20 protein-coding genes and 1 tRNA gene are annotated in these 16,921 nt (G+C 49.3%); 6 read left to right on the top strand and 15 right to left on the bottom strand.

All coding sequences use genetic code 11. The features are described from left to right. Window positions 1-69 precede the first annotated feature (69 nt). On the bottom strand, window positions 70-1,248 hold the full coding sequence (locus J2T14_RS08165; RefSeq protein WP_307469685.1) for an MFS transporter: 1,179 nt from the start codon (window positions 1,246-1,248) through the stop codon (window positions 70-72). 178 nt (window positions 1,249-1,426) lie between these two features. Between J2T14_RS08165 and J2T14_RS08160 the strand changes: the two genes are divergently transcribed. Both J2T14_RS08160 and J2T14_RS08155 read left to right on the top strand, forming a co-directional pair. After that, window positions 1,427-2,896, top strand: a complete 1,470-nt coding sequence (locus J2T14_RS08160; RefSeq protein WP_307203855.1) for an aminotransferase class I/II-fold pyridoxal phosphate-dependent enzyme — start codon at window positions 1,427-1,429, stop codon at window positions 2,894-2,896. A 59-nt stretch (window positions 2,897-2,955) separates the two neighbouring features. After that, complete coding sequence (locus tag J2T14_RS08155; protein ID WP_307469682.1) at window positions 2,956-3,372, top strand: DUF1885 family protein; 417 nt, start codon at window positions 2,956-2,958, stop codon at window positions 3,370-3,372. A gap of 91 nt (window positions 3,373-3,463) precedes the next feature. On the opposite strand, the gene J2T14_RS08150 is transcribed toward J2T14_RS08155, so the two are convergent. The 3 genes from J2T14_RS08150 to J2T14_RS08140 form a co-directional block, all read right to left on the bottom strand. Then, window positions 3,464-3,778: a DUF1292 domain-containing protein gene (locus tag J2T14_RS08150; RefSeq protein ID WP_307204137.1), complete on the bottom strand. Its 315-nt coding sequence runs from the start codon at window positions 3,776-3,778 to the stop codon at window positions 3,464-3,466. A 99-nt stretch (window positions 3,779-3,877) separates the two neighbouring features. After that, window positions 3,878-4,447, bottom strand: a complete 570-nt coding sequence (locus J2T14_RS08145) for a stalk domain-containing protein (protein WP_307203853.1) — start codon at window positions 4,445-4,447, stop codon at window positions 3,878-3,880. Window positions 4,448-4,626: 179 nt separating this feature from the next. Next, complete coding sequence (locus J2T14_RS08140) at window positions 4,627-4,833, bottom strand: hypothetical protein (protein ID WP_307203852.1); 207 nt, start codon at window positions 4,831-4,833, stop codon at window positions 4,627-4,629. Window positions 4,834-4,960: 127 nt separating this feature from the next. On the opposite strand from J2T14_RS08140, the gene J2T14_RS08135 reads away from it, so the two are divergent. Beyond that, window positions 4,961-5,692, top strand: a complete 732-nt coding sequence (locus J2T14_RS08135) for an MBL fold metallo-hydrolase (protein ID WP_307470402.1) — start codon at window positions 4,961-4,963, stop codon at window positions 5,690-5,692. Window positions 5,693-5,768: 76 nt separating this feature from the next. Then, window positions 5,769-6,008 carry a DUF3892 domain-containing protein gene (locus J2T14_RS08130; RefSeq protein WP_307203851.1) on the top strand — a complete coding sequence of 80 codons (240 nt, stop codon included), beginning with the start codon at window positions 5,769-5,771 and terminating at the stop codon, window positions 6,006-6,008. A 104-nt stretch (window positions 6,009-6,112) separates the two neighbouring features. On the opposite strand, the gene J2T14_RS08125 is transcribed toward J2T14_RS08130, so the two are convergent. Beyond that, the gene (locus J2T14_RS08125; protein ID WP_307203849.1) at window positions 6,113-6,280 is read right to left on the bottom strand and encodes a hypothetical protein; all 168 of its coding nucleotides are present in this window, start codon (window positions 6,278-6,280) and stop codon (window positions 6,113-6,115) included. A 436-nt stretch (window positions 6,281-6,716) separates the two neighbouring features. On the opposite strand from J2T14_RS08125, the gene J2T14_RS08120 reads away from it, so the two are divergent. Then, window positions 6,717-6,792: transfer RNA gene (locus J2T14_RS08120), tRNA-Val, on the top strand. 147 nt (window positions 6,793-6,939) lie between these two features. On the opposite strand, the gene J2T14_RS08115 is transcribed toward J2T14_RS08120, so the two are convergent. After that, a complete protein-coding gene (locus tag J2T14_RS08115; protein WP_307469680.1) occupies window positions 6,940-7,155 on the bottom strand; it encodes an alpha/beta-type small acid-soluble spore protein in 216 nt (71 codons plus the stop codon). Window positions 7,156-7,359: 204 nt separating this feature from the next. Here J2T14_RS08115 and J2T14_RS08110 point away from each other — a divergent pair, with 204 nt between their 5' ends. Then, the gene (locus J2T14_RS08110; RefSeq protein ID WP_307469676.1) at window positions 7,360-8,337 is read left to right on the top strand and encodes an S-layer homology domain-containing protein; all 978 of its coding nucleotides are present in this window, start codon (window positions 7,360-7,362) and stop codon (window positions 8,335-8,337) included. A 66-nt stretch (window positions 8,338-8,403) separates the two neighbouring features. On the opposite strand, the gene J2T14_RS08105 is transcribed toward J2T14_RS08110, so the two are convergent. The 9 genes from J2T14_RS08105 to J2T14_RS08065 form a co-directional block, all read right to left on the bottom strand. Beyond that, window positions 8,404-9,111 (bottom strand): uracil-DNA glycosylase, encoded by a 708-nt coding sequence (locus J2T14_RS08105; RefSeq protein WP_307203846.1) that lies wholly within the window; start codon window positions 9,109-9,111, stop codon window positions 8,404-8,406. Between the two features lie 42 nt (window positions 9,112-9,153). Next, on the bottom strand, window positions 9,154-9,366 hold the full coding sequence (locus tag J2T14_RS08100; protein WP_307203844.1) for a DUF3006 domain-containing protein: 213 nt from the start codon (window positions 9,364-9,366) through the stop codon (window positions 9,154-9,156). Window positions 9,367-9,390: 24 nt separating this feature from the next. Beyond that, on the bottom strand, window positions 9,391-10,419 hold the full coding sequence (locus J2T14_RS08095) for an MBL fold metallo-hydrolase (RefSeq protein WP_307469673.1): 1,029 nt from the start codon (window positions 10,417-10,419) through the stop codon (window positions 9,391-9,393). 16 nt (window positions 10,420-10,435) lie between these two features. Continuing rightward, complete coding sequence (locus tag J2T14_RS08090; RefSeq protein WP_307203842.1) at window positions 10,436-10,624, bottom strand: hypothetical protein; 189 nt, start codon at window positions 10,622-10,624, stop codon at window positions 10,436-10,438. A gap of 182 nt (window positions 10,625-10,806) precedes the next feature. After that, a complete protein-coding gene (locus J2T14_RS08085; protein ID WP_307469670.1) occupies window positions 10,807-11,619 on the bottom strand; it encodes a carbohydrate ABC transporter permease in 813 nt (270 codons plus the stop codon). A 12-nt stretch (window positions 11,620-11,631) separates the two neighbouring features. Continuing rightward, window positions 11,632-12,519 (bottom strand): carbohydrate ABC transporter permease, encoded by an 888-nt coding sequence (locus J2T14_RS08080; RefSeq protein WP_307469668.1) that lies wholly within the window; start codon window positions 12,517-12,519, stop codon window positions 11,632-11,634. 93 nt (window positions 12,520-12,612) lie between these two features. Beyond that, window positions 12,613-13,929, bottom strand: a complete 1,317-nt coding sequence (locus J2T14_RS08075) for an ABC transporter substrate-binding protein (protein WP_307469666.1) — start codon at window positions 13,927-13,929, stop codon at window positions 12,613-12,615. Between the two features lie 87 nt (window positions 13,930-14,016). After that, window positions 14,017-15,339 (bottom strand): ABC transporter substrate-binding protein, encoded by a 1,323-nt coding sequence (locus tag J2T14_RS08070; protein ID WP_307469663.1) that lies wholly within the window; start codon window positions 15,337-15,339, stop codon window positions 14,017-14,019. Window positions 15,340-15,343: 4 nt separating this feature from the next. Then, window positions 15,344-16,915, bottom strand: a complete 1,572-nt coding sequence (locus tag J2T14_RS08065) for a response regulator (RefSeq protein WP_307469660.1) — start codon at window positions 16,913-16,915, stop codon at window positions 15,344-15,346. Window positions 16,916-16,921: the final 6 nt, after the last annotated feature.

The raw sequence follows: 16,921 nt of genomic DNA, 5'->3' as shown, positions 1-16,921 counted from the left end.
TGTGCGGCTAGCGAATCCATCGCTAACCGCATAGCCCTCACTCGTTTAAAGCCTGGCGATATTCTGCGTTTATGCTTCCGCCGGCGTTTCCTGCTTGTCCAGCGAGCGGAAGCGGAGCAGCAGAAGAAGTGCCGCAAGACATAAGATGCCTCCCAGCAAATAAGGCAGCCCCATCGAAATCGTGAATACGAACGATCCGAGCAGCGGGCCGGCTATGCGCCCCAGGCTGTCCATCGAAGAGCTAAGCCCGGAAGCCACGCCCTTCCCTACCGTCGTCTTCTGCGTAATTAACGAAGTTACGCAAGGTCTGATGAGCGAATTGCCGATGCCGAATACGGCAAGTGACAGCGTTGCCCACCATAAGGAATGCGCGCCAAGCAGCATGAAAAATCCGATCGCCGAGATAACAAGCCCGATACCGATATATTTCGGTTCTTCGCCCGTCTTGATCCGGCGTCTAACGAAGCCGCCTTGAACGAGAGCCCCTACGAAGCCGCATACGAAGAACAGAATTCCGACCTGCAGCGGCGTTACGCCGAATCGCTTCATGCCGAAAAACTGCAGCGTCGCCTCCATGCCGGCCAGCGTGAACGTCACGAAAAAAGCCAGCACGTACAAGTATTTGAGCGGTCCTGTAAATGCCGCCCATCGCGACTCCCGCTTCTTCATGCTCTTGTGGCGCTGCTCGGGCGTTAACGATTCCTTCAGCATCATGAAAGCCAGAATGAACGTAACGAGCGCCAAACCCGAAGCGGCGTAAAATGGGGTCTCCAACGATATAAGGCTAAGGATGCCGCCGAAGCCAGGTCCGACCGTAAAGCCGAGACCGATCGACATGCCGACAAGCCCCATCCCCTTGGTCCGTTGCTCAGGCGGCGTTATGTCAGCGACATAAGCAACGATAACCGATGCAACCGCGCCGGAGAATAATCCGCCTAAGATGCGGGATAAATACATGAGCGTCAAGTCGCCCGACGATAAGCCGAACAGCAAGAAGCTGACCGCGAAGCCTAATATGCCGATTAAGATGATCGGCCTTCTGCCGATCCGGTCAGACAAACCGCCCCACAACGGGGACAAGACAAAGGATACGGCCGAATATAGAGCAAGCATCCAGCCCGTATGAATCTCCGCCCCTTCCGGGTCGGCGGCTTGTATAATTTCTGGCATAACCGGGATGATAATGCCAAAGCCTATGAAAGTCGTCATTAAAGTTGCCATTACGATTGCCATACGATTTTTTAACATGCTGTAATCCCTCCACCCACCTATGTTACCATAACCGAATATTGGATTGGTATGAACAATTCAAGAACAAATAGCCAAACCTATCCTTTTGCAAAAAGAAATTGAAGCTTGCATTCCCCCTTGTTTTTGCTATACTTGGGCTTGTTTGCACATCAGATGAAAGGCAGGGATGAAAGCGATGGATCACAACAAAACCCCGCTCTTCGATGCCCTCCGCCGACATGCGGCGGCGGATCCCGTTCAGTTCCACATACCCGGTCACAAAAAAGGGCTAGGAAGCGATTCCGAATTCCGCGAATTTATCGGCGACAACGCGTTGTCGATCGATCTCATCAATATAGCACCGCTTGATGACCTGCATCAGCCAACCGGCGTTATCGAGGAAGCGCAGAAGCTTGCCTCCGATGCGTTCGGTTCCGATTACACGTACTTCTCCGTACAAGGAACGAGCGGCGCTATTATGACGATGATTTTAACGGTATGCGCGCCGGGCGACAAAATTATCGTTCCGCGGAACGTTCATAAGTCTATTATGTCTGCCATTATTTTCGCAGGCGCGAGACCCGTGTTCATCTCCCCCGCCCGCGACAGCAACCTTGGCATTGATCACGGCATTACGACGCGATCCGTTCGCAAGGCGTTGGAACGGCATCCGGACGCAAAAGCCGTGCTCGTCATAAATCCGACCTACTTCGGCATATGCACCAATCTGAAGGAAATCGTCGAGCTCGTCCATAGCTACGATATCCCAGTTCTTGTCGACGAGGCGCATGGCGTGCTGATTCATTTCCATGAGAAGCTGCCTATGTCCGCTATGCAAGCAGGCGCGGATATGGCCGCGACGAGCGTACATAAGCTCGGCGGATCGATGACGCAAAGCTCGGTGCTTAACGTGCGCAAAGGAAGAGTCAATCCGCAACGCGTGCAGACGATCATCAGTATGCTAACGACTACTTCGACTTCCTATATATTGCTTGCGTCGCTCGACACGTCCCGCCGCCATCTGGCGCTCAATGGACATGCCCTTGCCGAGCAAGCGATCACGCTTGCACAGCATGCCCGCGCGGAGGTTAATAAAATTCCCGGACTCCATAGCTTCGGAGAAGAAATTCTCGGCGACGAGGCGACATATGATTACGACCCTACGAAAGTATGCATTCACGTCCGCCATCTCGGCATTACCGGCTACGAGACGGAGAACTGGCTGCGCGACAACTACAATGTCGAGATCGAGCTAAGCGATATGTATAACATTCTTTGCCTAGTTACGCCCGGCGATACGTTCGATTCGGTTGCAAAGTTAATCGAGGCGCTGCGAGGGCTGTCCGATAAGTTCCATGAAGGCGCAGAAGCACGCGAGCTTGTCGTCAAGATACCGGAAATTCCGCAGCTCTCGCTGACGCCGCGCGATGCCTTCTATGCTGAGACGGAAGTGATTCCGTTCAAGGAATCGGCAGGCCGGATTATCGCTGAATTTATTTACGTCTATCCGCCGGGAATTCCGATTTTGCTGCCTGGCGAGGTCATCTCGCAAAAAAATATCGACTACATCATCGATCATGTCGAAGTAGGCCTTCCCGTCAAAGGACCGGAAGATCGCAGCATCGAATACGTGAAAGTAATCGTCGAGGAGACCGCGATTAGCTAATATCCTTTTATTGTCAATGCTATACGGTCATGCTATGATGTTGACAGAGGTGAGAGTCGATGAGTCAAAGCGCTTATATCAAATTCGTGCAAGGTTCATTAGCCCCGAGCTTATCGTTAGACGATGTTCGCAGCAAGCTGCAGCATTACAGGGAACAGACGGCGCTAACCGGCTCCCAGCTTAATTGGGAATATGCCGAAGCCGCCTTCCCTTACACGTTCGAATCGAAAGGCGACGATCGCTGGTTCTATTTGAAAGGAATCACTTCTCACTACAATCACATTATATTCGGAACAGGCGAAGCAGCCAGCGCAGCCGGAGATACCGTACCTTGCGTGCAGGTCGTCCTGCCTGACGGTGCGACGCATGGCGACAAGGCAAAAGCGAACGAGCTATGCAAATATATAGCGAAGTTGCTTCAAGCAGAGCTAACGATGTTCAACGGCCGAACCGTCTATTATTACCCGCGCAAGTAATCCGTATACGCGAAACAATATGACCATATAACAAAGAAGAGAAGGGGCGGCCAAGGCTGCTCCTTCTCTTCTTATGGACGTATGCGGCGAATTACTTCGCCTCGTTCTCTGTACGTGCGATTTCCTCGTAGATTGCCGTAACGCGATCCCATTCGGCGTCGTCCTCGATGCCAACCAGGAATGCTTCTTCGTTCTCTTCTTCGATACGAAAAATAACGCCGTCCGCTTCTGGATCGTTGCGGTCCAGCAGTACGGCGTATACATTGTTTTCGGATTCAAACGTATAAACCATAACCATCTCACGCTCTATGCCTTCATCGTCAGACACGATAAATACATGCTCTTCGTGCTCATGGTCTTGCCCGCATTCGCAATCGTCTCCGTGCTGATGCTGATGCTCGCTCATGATATTACCCCATTTCAGTTGTATATGCATTCCTAGCTATCCTACCACTTTAAGTTATGCCGGTCAAACAAAACGCCTCCCCGGGCAGGGAGGCGTTCATTAAGGCGCTAAAGATGAAATTTGCTTCTCGGAGACGGCTTGCCACTCGTCCAAGCCCTTCAACTTGACGTAGAACAAAATCGGATATTTGCCAACGGATTCGAACTTGTACTCGGTGTCCTCCGTCGCGTACCAGAAGTTATCGCCCTTCGGATTCACCGCTCCGCTCTGGATGACTGTCTCGTTGCCGCCTGGGTCGAATATGGATATTTTGACTGCCGTTATATCGGCCTTCAGATTGTCGATCTGGGCGAACACCTTAAAGCTTCCTTCGAAGCCCTTCGATACATTGCCGAATACGTTATTGTTCCGGAACAGAAACATATGAACGTTCGGCTTGTTGACCGTAGCCTGCTTGCTTTGATTGTCCCATTCCACGATAGCTTGCATAGAAGATGCGATCTGCCGCAGCGGCAAGTACGTCTTGCCGTCTACGATAATGCCGCCGTCATCTTGATTTATGCCATTAATAATGACTCGAACTTTCTGCGTCGCAGCATCCGCGAACAGCATTGTACCGCCCCATAAGGAGAGCAGCACCAACAGAATACCTACTTTTCTGAACTTCATCGCTGTAGACCTCCATCCGATTGCCTGGATGTAAGTTTATACTCGCAGAGACGTTCAAAGTTGCGGAGCAGCTTCACATTTTTTCGGCGCTATGACGAGGCGCGCTGCCTGTCGCCAACCGCTGTCAAATGCTGTTGAATTATGCGCTTGCCTGGGAAATAGTCAGAAAATTAATTTAATTACCCATAGGTTCTCGTCAGTACGCACGGCACCCCTTTGCCTACTGCTCCCGGCTGCCTCATCCGATCCAAATAGCGCATCCCTCTTGCGCAAGGCGTCTTGCATACTGCGCATGTATCGGATAGCACAAGCTTATAATGATACTGCTTCCTCTCGCTTGCCGGTTTCTTCTTGGCTACCTTCCCTTTTCCTTTGCCTTTGCTCAATTCAGATGCACCCCTTCAATGAAATCGATCCGCTCCTGCATTGTATGTGGGGGAAGGCCAATGTGCATCTGCATTTGTCATCAACAAGCAATATTTGGTACAGTGATTACATCAATGCGATGGAGGAATCGGAATGATTATTCAGATGGTCGGGACCGGAAATGCTTTTGCCAAAAAATACGATAATAATAACGCCTTAATCGAAGCCGGAGGCTATCGTCTGCTGCTCGATTGCGGCATTACGCTGCCTAAAGCGCTGCACCAGACAGGCTTAACCTTCAACGACCTCGACGCCATACTAATTAGCCATATCCATGGCGACCATGTAGGAGGCTTGGAGGAGCTTGCCTTCCAGATGCTGTTCAAATATGGACGCAAGCCTACTCTCTATATTGTCGATCGGATTATTGAACCTCTCTGGGAGCAGACGCTTCGTGGCGGGCTTACGCAAGGACCGCTGCAAACGCTGGACGACTTTTTTGAAGTGCGTAAGCTTCAGGCCGGCCAAGAGACACAGATTGCGCCTGGGATATCCGTACTTCCGATTGAAACGAAACATATTGTGAACAAGAAGAGCTATTCCTTCCTGTTCAACCGCAATTTCTTCTATAGCGCCGATATGCGCTTCGACGGAGAGCTGCTTCAGAGGCTAGTTGATGAAGGGGTTGAAACGATCTATCATGATTGCCAGTTGGAGATTCCGGCCGTCGTCCATGCCGGCATAGACGAGCTGATGACTCTGCCTAGCGGAATCCAACAGAAGACATGGCTCATGCACTATGGCGACACGATGGAGCAATTTGTCGGCAAGACCGGCGAAATGCGATTTGTGGAGCAATTGAAGCGTTACGAGGTATAAGGATTGACTCTATTAAGAAACGAATGTATAACTCCCGCTTAAACTACGCATACTACCGAGCGGGAGGATGATAACAATGGAACAAAATAACGGGCAAGAACAAGTAGTAGCCGTAAGAAAAAACGGCGACGGCAGCATCGTCGAATTCAAGCTATCGTCCGGCAATGTGGTGGACTATTTGACCGCGCAATCGATGGTCCGCAATAACGAGATCCAAAACCTTCAGCTGTTCCGCGGCCGCGACAAAGAAGAGCATATACGGTCTGTACCGGACGGACGAACAGATAATAATCTAGATAGCTTACCGACGTTCTAAGCCGTAATAGGAACGCAACAAACAAGAAGAACCGGCTGCGGCCGGTTCTTCTTGTTTGCATGCTTATATTTTGTCCAGACGGATCTCCCGGACTTCCGATTAACTTAGCGCTTCTTAGATCCATCCTTCCCTAGCTTTCTTCTCCAAATGAACTGCTCGTCGTAAGCAAGCGAGTCGTCCCTTACAAACTTGGCGACACTTCCAATGACAATGCCGATAATCCCGAACATGCCAATCAGCCAAATAGCCAAATACGCATACTGCTCCGCCAACCGATACCGCCTCCTGCACGCTTTCTGTATGTTTATGCGGCAGGCTGCGGTTTTAGAATACGTTTTCATTAGGCAAATGCCGGTTATGATTAACCTCCCTAACAAACACCCAATCACAATAGCAATGGTTGTCATACATTACAGAGTACTTTATGACAAGGAGGTGCATCGTATAATGTCTGGATGTGTAGGCGGCGCCTTCAACAACAATATCGGTTTTATCCTAGTTCTGTTCATCCTTTTGGTTATCATTGCTTGTAGCTGCGGAGTAGTCGGCGGCTTTGGAAAAGGCTGCTAATGTATGAACGAATGGGCTGCCCTTAACCTCGTTAAGGGCAGTTCTGTTTGTACATATTTGTTTTTCAAGAAAAATGAATATTATGGTTGACTTCGGTTTGTGATCCTGATATATTATTAATTGTCGCTAATGCACTGTGATCTGTTAGCTCAGCTGGGAGAGCACTATCTTGACAGGGTAGGGGTCAGTGGTTCGAACCCACTACAGATCACCATAACTCAACTATTAAGCCCTTATTCGATAAGGGCTTTTTCTTATTTCTTTACTCAGAACCGGATAACTAAAATAACCCCTTCACCATCTTATTATAGGATGATTCGGGGGTTATTTTTCTAGTCGTACAAGGTCACATCAGGTGTTACTAACGGTTGCCGCCGCTAATTTGTTGCTCAGCGATTTGAACCAATTTTTTAGTGATGTAACCACCAACAGATCCAGCTTCGCGAGTCGATAAGTTGCCATTGTATCCGTCTTGGGAGAACTGCACGCCTAGTTGTTGTGCTGCTTCCATCTTCAACTGATTAATGGCTTGCTTCGCTTGTGGTACAATCAAAGAGTTTGAACTTTGTCTGCTCATTTATGCTCACTCCTTTCTTGGATGTGAGGTTATTTTGTGATCTGTCATAGGTATTTATACATCTCATTATAAACATTTTTCAAAAAAAGTTTTGCGCTCGTCTATTTTTATTACCTTGATATCAAATTTGCCTTTATCTGCAACAATAACAGCAAATGGTTCGTCAAATAAGTGCTGCAGCAAATCATAAACGAGGTGATAGTGATGAAGAAAAAATCTTTACTGACGTTCACAATAATAGCCGTGCTGCTACTTGCGCTCGGACAAACGGTGTGGGCGTTTAAGGATGTCAAGAACGACCCTAACGAGGCGAAAATAACAGAGCTCAAGAAACTCGGCTTACTTAGCGGCGTAGGGCAAAGCGACAATTTTAACCCGCAAGGCAATCTCAATTACGCTTCCGGCATTTCTTTAATCGTCAGGGGCCTAGATCTTAACCTGGACCATGTCCGTTTTATCAAAGAGCCGAAAGCGACCGATTCGTTCCCGAATTTGAAGGATGATGCTTGGTATTCCCAAGCGTTCGTCATTGCTGCGTTCTATGGTCTTGAAGTTCCTAAGGACGTCAAAGCCAACGACGTCATGACGAGAGAGCAATTCGCTCATCACCTGTTCAAGGCGATTTCGACGAAAGGCGATTATGCCTTTATTGAAATATTCATGATGATCGCCGATGAAGCAGACGTTAATACCGCATACATGGACAGCATCCAGAAGCTCCTGATTAGCAAAATTGCGCAGTTGGATAGCGCGAACAAGTTCTACCCGAAGAAGAACATTACGCGCGGCGATGCAGCGGGCTGGCTATATGACAGCATCCAGTTCGTAAAGAACGCGGAGGAGATTATTCCGCCAGAACCTACGCCGGATCCGATCATCGATGCCAAGCTGACAGTAGCTCCGGTTAATGGCGACGTGAACAAAGTAACCGTAACGGCGCAAGTACCTCATCCTGGCTATGGCATTCGAATTGCTTCCATCGCGTTTGAAGGCAAGCAAGCGATACTTAGACTAGAAGCCACACTGCCGGATCCGGACAAAATGTACCCTCAAGTCATTACGGATGTCCAAGTTTCGACTTATGTTGATGCGGCTTACGAGCCCGTTATCGCCAGCTCAGAAGGCGGAGGAACTTCGGATAGCGCTGGCACAAGCTCGAGCGAAGTCTCCCCTGTCTCCTAGTAACATGATAAAGGCTTCTCCCGCGATCCGATTGCAACATCGGATTACGGCGAGAAGCCTTTTTTTCTAAAAAACAAAGCTTTCCTGTGTCGCCTCTGCTTGGCTTGGAATTTGCCAATCGATTTCCGCGCTGCCAATGCTCGCTAGGAAGGTATTCGTTCGCGAGAACGGTTTGCTGCCGAAGAATCCTCTGCGCGCCGCTAAGGGACTTGGATGCGACGAGGCGATGATGTAATGCTTGTCCGCTCGAATATTCGCTGCTTTCGCTTGAGCGTGATTACCCCAAAGGATGAATACGACCGGCGTCTCACGTTTATTCAGCGCATCAATGACGGCATCCGTGAAGGTCTCCCATCCGATTCGCTGATGTGAATTAGGATTGCCCCCTTCTACGGTCAGCACCGTATTCAGCAGCAGAACCCCTTGCTTCGCCCAATGCTCCAGGCAGCCATGATCGGGTATGGTACAACCGATGTCCGACTGAAGCTCCTTATAAATATTTTGCAGCGATGGCGGCGTCTTCACTCCCTGCCTTACCGAGAAGCTTAATCCATGCGCTTGCCCTTCCCCGTGATAAGGGTCTTGACCAAGAATTACGACCTTCACTGCTTTATAGGGTGTATAGTGAAGAGCGTTAAATATATATTCCTTCGCCGGATATACGATTCCATCGTTGTACTTCTGGTCTAGAATAGCCAGCATCTGCTGAAAATACGGCTTAAGCAACTCCTGTTCCAGCTGCTGCGACCAATCATTATTTAGTTCAAAGCTCACTCGTATCCACCTCCATCATGACTAGCTTCCGAGTTGCAGCGATTAGTCGTCCCATACTTCATCCATCAACTGCTTTACGTTCTCCTTCCGAGCTTCAGTAGCTTGTTTATCGGTCGACCATAGGTCTCCGCACCATTTAACGACATCGCCAACTCGAACGCGGCTTTCAAGCTGCTCGCTCTTTACTTCATGCAGTTGTCCGTCCATTTCGATTATGGCATAATCGCCTTCGAAACGATCCACAATTCCAGTCATAAGGTGCAACCTCCCTACGTAACCTTATTCGCAAGCTACCCCATCGCCGTCTCGATCCAGCTTCGCATTAAAGCCGGGGTCTCCTCGGCGTATTTGTGATTTGCCCGCATCCCTGACCGCTGCGCAGCTCTCATACACGTTCTGCTTTATTTCCTTATTGTTCGTAATTGCCGTTTTCTCAGCGTCCTTCAACGAGTCGGTATGATTAACTTTTAAAGTCTCGCCGTCCGAAATAAATATAATGTTCCCTACCTCATCCGTACGTAAGACGTCCGAGCCTTGCTTCTTAAGCCTGCCGAGCACTTCGCTTGCAGGGTGACCGTAATTGTTCGGCCCGGATTGGATGACCGCATACTGCGGCTGCACGTTCTTCAGCCAGCTTGTAGAGGTCGATGAATGGGATCCGTGATGACCAACAAGCAGCACATCCGCCTTCAAGCTGAAGCCCGACTTCATCATATCGCTTTCGCTCTCCCCTTCGGCATCGCCGGTTAGCAGAAATGAATTTTCCCCATAGCTCAGCTTCACGACTGCGCTCATTTCATTCGTTTCCCCATAAACCCCAACGGGAGCGAGCATAAGGACTTCTACATCCTGTTCCCACTCCAATGTTAGCCCGGCTTTCGCTGTAGATACCTTTAGCGACTTCGCTTTAATCGCTTTCAGTACATCCTCGAACGTCTTCGTATTGGATTGAACCTTAGGCATGTAGATCTTGCCTATATCGAAATGATTAATAACGGCATCCAATCCGCCTACATGATCCGCATCGGGATGCGTTGCGATCAAAATATCGACCTTGCTCACTTGCTGACGCTGAAGGTACGCGACCATTTTCGCTTCTTCGCTATTATTTCCACCGTCGATCAGCATCGTCTTTCCCGTCGGACCAATAATGAGCTGTGAAGCCCCTTGCCCGACATCGATGAAATGCACGCTTAGCTTGCCGGCTGTTGTCACCAACCCTTCGGCAGTCGAAACTCGGCAGGCAGGCAGTAGCAGCAAAATAATAACGATTACCAAGCAGCTTGCTCTTCGTTGCCGTTTCGTCATCCCGTTCCCCTCGCCACTACTGCTTGTCCAAGCCTTTCAAGAAATACGACAGCTTAATCTCAACCTCTTCTACCCGTACATCCTGAATTCGCGAGTCGCGCTCGAATTTCCATTTCTCATAGTATTCCGGCTTCATATAAACGTAAGTATGGTAGGAACCAATTTTGAACGATACTTTATACCCTTCGAACTTGCCGCCCGACATGCCTTCTCACGATCCTTTTTGTAAGGTGATAAATGTTCGCTAGCTCTACCTATTATACTATCTCATTGCGTCATAGGTTGTCACCAAACAAATGTTCGATATACGTATTTCGGACAAAAAAAAGCACCTACTCAAACTGCAAGTAAGGCGCTTATTCTGAGGCGAGCCGCTATATTTCCCGGTTATTTGATACCGCTCATTTTAATGCCTTCAACCAAATACTTCTGCGCGACAAAAAACAGGATAAAGGTCGGAACGGCGACAATGACGGCAGCAGCAAGGACGACGTTCCATGGCGTAAAATAACCACCGCCCACCAGGTGAGCGAGCCGCTGCTGCACGACCCACAGCTTCTCGTCCTGCGTAATGATTAGCGGCCACATATATGCATTCCAATTCGTCAGGAAGAAACCGATCGTCAGCGGCACCATAATCGGAACGGACAACGGCAACGCCAAGCGGAAGAACGCGCCCGACAAGCTGAGGCCCTCCATATAACCAGCCTCCTCCAGCTCCTTCGGAAAATCCATATAAAACTGACGGAATAAGAAAATACCGTAGGCATTAAAAATCGAAGGGATAATAAGGCCGGCATACGAGTTCGCTAACCCTAAATTTTTCGTAATCAGATAGAGCGGGATCATGATGACTGCGAAAGGCACCATGAGCGTGCTTAACATCCAAGCGAACATGATCGCTTTCCCAGGGAAACGAAACCGTGCCAGCGCATAACCCGACATGGCATGAAAGATCATCGCAACGGCGGTTACCGTGGCGGAAACGATGAAGGAGTTGGCAATCGAACGGGGCAGCCCCGAGCCTATCCATGCTTCTGTAAAGTTGCTGAATTCAAACCCGGTAGGCAATAAATTAAAGTCGAATACGTTTGTTTCGGAACGCAAAGAGCTGATCACGAGCAAATAAATCGGAAAAATCATTACAAGGCCTAATAGAACCGCGATAGACGGCAATAGGATTCGATTGTTTAATTTCAAAGTCTTCACCGCCTATTTCCTCAAGGAGAGGAGCTTTAACTGGATAATGGACAAACAAAATATAATAAGGAACAAAACGAAGGCCAGCGCGGAAGCATACCCCATATTCAACAGTTCGAAGCCCTGCTTGAATATATAAAGAACGCTCACTTCTGTTGCGTTAGCGGGGCCTCCCTTGGTCATGACAACAATCTGGTCGAACGCCTGAAAGGAGCCGATCATGGTTACGATTAGGATGAAGGTGCTCGTCTCGGCCAGCAGCGGAAACGTAATCCAGCGGAACGCTTTCCAGCCCGTAGCGCCGTCGATTTGAGCCGCTTCGTAATAATCCCTCGGAATTTCCTTAATGGCGGATAGAAAAATAATCATGTTATAGCCGATATTTATCCATAGAATTACTCCTATAATGCTGAGCATAGCCTGCGAAGTCGAGCCAAGAAACTGCTGCGGGCCAATGCCTGCAAACCCGAGCAAATGGTTAATGACGCCGTTTCGAGGATCCAGCATGTACATGCCGATGATCGCGGATATGATGGAAGTAATGGCGAACGGCATGAGAAACATCGTTCTTACCGGCCCTACGAGCCTTCCCTTCAAGGCGTTCAGCAGCAGAGCCGATCCTAGAGATAGCACATAAAGAGACGGGACGTAAATCACGGTGAACAACAGCGTCTTAAGAACGGAATTCCACCATAATTGATCGCGCAGCAGTTCCTTATAATTAGCGAAGCCTGAGAACACCTTCGGGCTTAGCGCATTCCAGTCATGCAAGCTGACATAAAAGGCATATACGATCGGTATAAATACAAACGTCAGCAAACCTAATGTGTTAGGGAGCAAAAAAGCATAAGCCGTGACCCACTCATTCCTCGTCCTGTCACTTATTCGCTTTGGAGTCACTGAACATCCATCCTCCTTCGGGTTGGATAGGCGCAGGCAGCGATCCGCTATTGCGGTTCGCTGCCAGACCATCCGTTTAGATACGGCTTCGTATTATTTGTTAGCCGCTTGAATCGCCTCGTTAATTTTCCCGTCAACCTGCTGCGCTGCGCCGGCGCCGTCCGTTTTTCCGAACATCACGTACTGCATCGCGTCGCCTACAACGTCAAGAACCTCAGAGGGGTATCGCGGCTCCGGTATGGCGGAGTCGTAAATTTGCTCCGTGAACACTTTGCGCATTCCTTTGTTGTAAACCTCATTCCCCTTCTCCACAACGGACTTGCGCGGGGAATAAGCAAATTTGATTTCCGTGCACCACTCCAGAGCGCGTTCCGGATCCCCGGCGAATGCCCACATAATGAATTTAGCCGCTTCGTCTACGTGCTTGCTTTTTCCGTTGACCGCAAATTTCCAGCCGCCCGCATCCGTTGCCGCCTTTCCGCCTTCCGGAATCGGCAGCGGCGCTACGTTAATCGGTACATCGCCGAACACTTCCTCCGCACGATTGATTGCCCAAGTACCGACGATTTGCATCGCTGCCGTTTTCTTGCCGATGTGATCGATCTCCCACGGACCTTGTTGAAGCTTTGTCGGCGAAATGCCTTCTTTGAAGAATCGTCCCCAGAAGTCAAGCGCTTTCGCCGTTTCCGGCGTATTGAAGGTCGATGCCGTACCCTCATCGTTCAAGACGTCGCCGCCTTGCTGCCATAGGAACGGATACCAGATGAAGTTGAAATAAGGCCCTTTATCCGGTGGCAAAATCAAGCCGGACACCTTATCCGTCGTCAGCTTCTTCGAAGCGGCGTACAGTTCGTCCCATGTTTTCGGAACCTCCACGCCCGCGTCCTTCAGCATCTGCTCGTTATAATAAAGACCGAGAAGCTCAAGCTCGTAAGGCAGGGCCAAAATCTTGCCGTCGACCGTTACCGCATCGAGCGATGCAGGCAGGAAATCCTCCTTGGCCCCTTCAGGGAAATAAGACGATAAATCAGCCATCAAGCCGGATTTGGAAAACTTCATAAAATCACCGGGACTTATCATATAAATGTCCGGACCTTCGCCGGAAGCAAACCCTGTTGGCAGCTTCGTTGTTGTATAATCCGTTTGGTTGAAAGTGGAATACTCAATGACGACGTTATCCTGAGTTTTGTTGTACTCCTCAACCAAGCCTCTGAAAAACTCCTCTTCTTTCTCCGAGTGGAAGTCCCAAAATTTCAGTTTGACCTTCTTGCCCGCGTCTGCCGTTTGTCCCGAATCGGCAGCCTTATTGCCCGTTTGCTCTCCTCCATTGTTCGAATTGCCGCATGCGACCTGCAGAAGCAGCATCATTGTCAATAACGCAAAACCAACTGTTTTCCAACTTTTCCCCATTTGATAATAACCCCTTTCCATGAATATAGCCCAAGTGTAATCCACTTGGGCTGGGGCATATAACGGGAAATATTTACGGAGGGTGGACTAATTTATGACTTCCTCCAAATACTTTTTGATTCTTGCATCCGCTTGCTCCTGAATTTGCGGAGCGCTCTTGTCACTGAATAGCAGCTGCTGCAAGGAATCGGAAAATATTCGGTTTATTTCTTCCGGAAGCTGAGGTTCTTCCTGCTCTGTGCCGAATATTTGATCGGTAAATACCGCTCTCAATCCTTGGCGGTAGTTATTGAGTCCCGCTTGCATGACTGATTTGCGCGGCGAATAAGCGAATTTGACCTCATTGACCCATTTAAGAGGAATAGCGGGATCACCAGTCAGCGCCCACATAATGAATTTAGCAGCTTCCTCCGCATGCTCGCTCTGCTTATTGGCGGCCAGCTTCCAACCGCCGGCGATCGTAACCGGGCTTCCGCCTTCGGGAACGGGGAGCGGTACGACGCCGATCGGCTGATCGGCAAATTCAGTCTCGAGCGTGCGGATATTCCATGTGCCGCTTACTTGCATCGCCGTTTCGCCGTTCGCGATAATGCCGATATCCGTTACCGGCCTCGACGGTCTCATATTTAACAGCCCTTGATTCACCATATCTTTGAAAAAGGCGTACATTTCTTTAGAAGCTTCACCTGACAGTGCCGAACCTTTGCCGTCTTCCGTCAACAAATCGCTGCCCGTTTGCCACAAGAAAGGGAGCCATGAGAAATTTAAATAAACGCCTTCGAACGTTTCAAGCGTCAATCCGCTCACCCGGCTCGTAGTAAGCTGTTTGGCCGCTTCCTTCATTTCTTGCCAAGTTGAAGGAGGCTTTATGCCTCTCTTGCGGAACAATTCCTTGTTATAGAAAAGTCCAAGCAATTCCGTTTCAATAGGTACCGCATAAATATCGCCGCCTACCGACACCGATTCCAACGCCGAAGGATAAAAGTCGATTTTCATTTCCGGAGTAAAGGAGTCCGTCAACGGATACAAAATATCCGCCTTTACAAAACGCTCCAACGTCGCAGGGGACACAAAAAACAGGTCCGGTCCTTGGCCCGAAGCAAAGGAAGACAGCAAGCGCGTTCTCGAGAAATAATCGTCGCTTGTTACGAATTCAACCTTGATGCTAATATTTTCGTGCTCGGCTTCGTATTCCTTGGCAAGCCACTGCCAGAAATCATATTCGCGCGATTGATGAAACGACCATAAGCGAAGCTCAATTTTATTTTTGCTGGAATCCGCTGGCGATGAATCTTTAAGCAGCTTATCGATTATAGGCCCTTCAGAATCGACATGGCTGCCGCAGGAGGAAAGCAGAAGCAGGAGCACGGCGCATAGGAACAGCTTTACAGTTTGAGACCCGGCCATCATTTCATCAATCCTCCTTGCGATAAAAAAACTGCCGGTATTCCGCAGGCGTAACTCCCACCGCTCGCTTGAACAGCCGGGAGAAATATTTCACATCCTGATAGCCGACCAATTGGGCGATTTCATAAAGACGCAGCTGGGCATTCATCATCAGCGTTTTGGCTTTGTCGATGCGAAGGCGAGTTACATATTCAATAAACGTCTCGCCCGTCTCCTGCTTGAAGAACGTGCTTAAATAATTGCTGCTCATCTGCGCATGGACGGCCAAGTCATCCAGCGAAATATCCTTTGCATAATTTTTGCGAATGAAATCGATCACCTTCTCGATTGTACGGTTTTGTTTATGCTGCTTATTCCACTCCATCGACTCGATGATCAGATTAATCAGCTCAGTCAGAAAGCCGACGAATTCCTCCGCTGAAAAATCGCGGTGGAATAAATCCTGCGGCTGATGGATTTGCCTAAGGATATTTTCGTTCAACTTATGCTCATAGACGATTCGATAAACGGATGATAATAGCTGCAAGCAAAACCGGCGGAACACGCGAAAGGGAATGCTCCCTTCCTTGATCCGATCCATGAAACCGGTCAATCCCTCCAGCGCATTCTCGCGTTCCCCTGTTCGGATCGACCTCACGATTACTTCATCCAGCCCGGTAGGATATCCCGGTTCCTTGCGATTCAACAAGGCCACGTCTTCGTACAGGCTGACGATGCCGTCTCCGTATATCCATTTATTTTGCAGCGCTTCTTTTGCCTGCCGAAAGCCTTCCGGCAGCTCCATGAAATCACCAAGTCTGGCACTGACACCGATCGAGATGGAAATCTTCACCCATTTGCGCACCTCTTCCATCAAGCGCTTGGACTGCTCGAGCGTGCATAAACCATCGTTGATCAAATAATAGATTTGCGGACCGCTGGCGAATAAGAAGGTCGAGCTCTCGGCTACAAGCTCGGGCAGCACCTCATGAACGACATTGCGAACGGCAAATAACACAAGCTGCCTGTCTCCCCATTGGTCATCCATAATCAGGTCGTCGTATCGGTCGATCTCGAGAGCTATGAGCTGATAGCACGTAACCTGTTTGGGCAATTGCTGCCGCAGCTTATCCATGTACTCCTGCGATTCCCCCAGATCAGACGATAACCATTCTTTCCACCAATTCGAGTAATTAACCGGACTTGGCAATATGGCCGCCACCGGTCCTTGCTCTTGCTTATGCGCCTTCACGCGCTGCAATACGTTTTTTATTTCCGCCGGTTTGACCGGCTTGAGCAAGTAGTCGAAGGCTCCGAATTTCACGGCGGTTTGCGCATATTCAAAATAACCGTAGCCCGATAAAATAACGACGTGTACGGGGTACTCCTTTAATGCGCTTAGTAAATCAAGCCCGTTCATAAGCGGCATTCGGATGTCGGTAATGACCAAATCGGGCATTTCTTTTCTAACCAGCTCTATGGCCTCAATCCCATTGCCCGCTAATCCTGCTACGGTCCACTCGGAATCCAGCTGCGGAATGAGGGATTGCAACCCTCTTCGCACCCTTGGTTCGTCATCAACGACAATAACTTTATACATGATATC

The organism is Paenibacillus harenae, from assembly GCF_030812415.1.
Classification (GTDB): Bacteria; Bacillota; Bacilli; order Paenibacillales; family Paenibacillaceae; genus Pristimantibacillus; species Pristimantibacillus harenae_A.
This window is presented reverse-complemented; position numbering and strand designations above follow the sequence as displayed.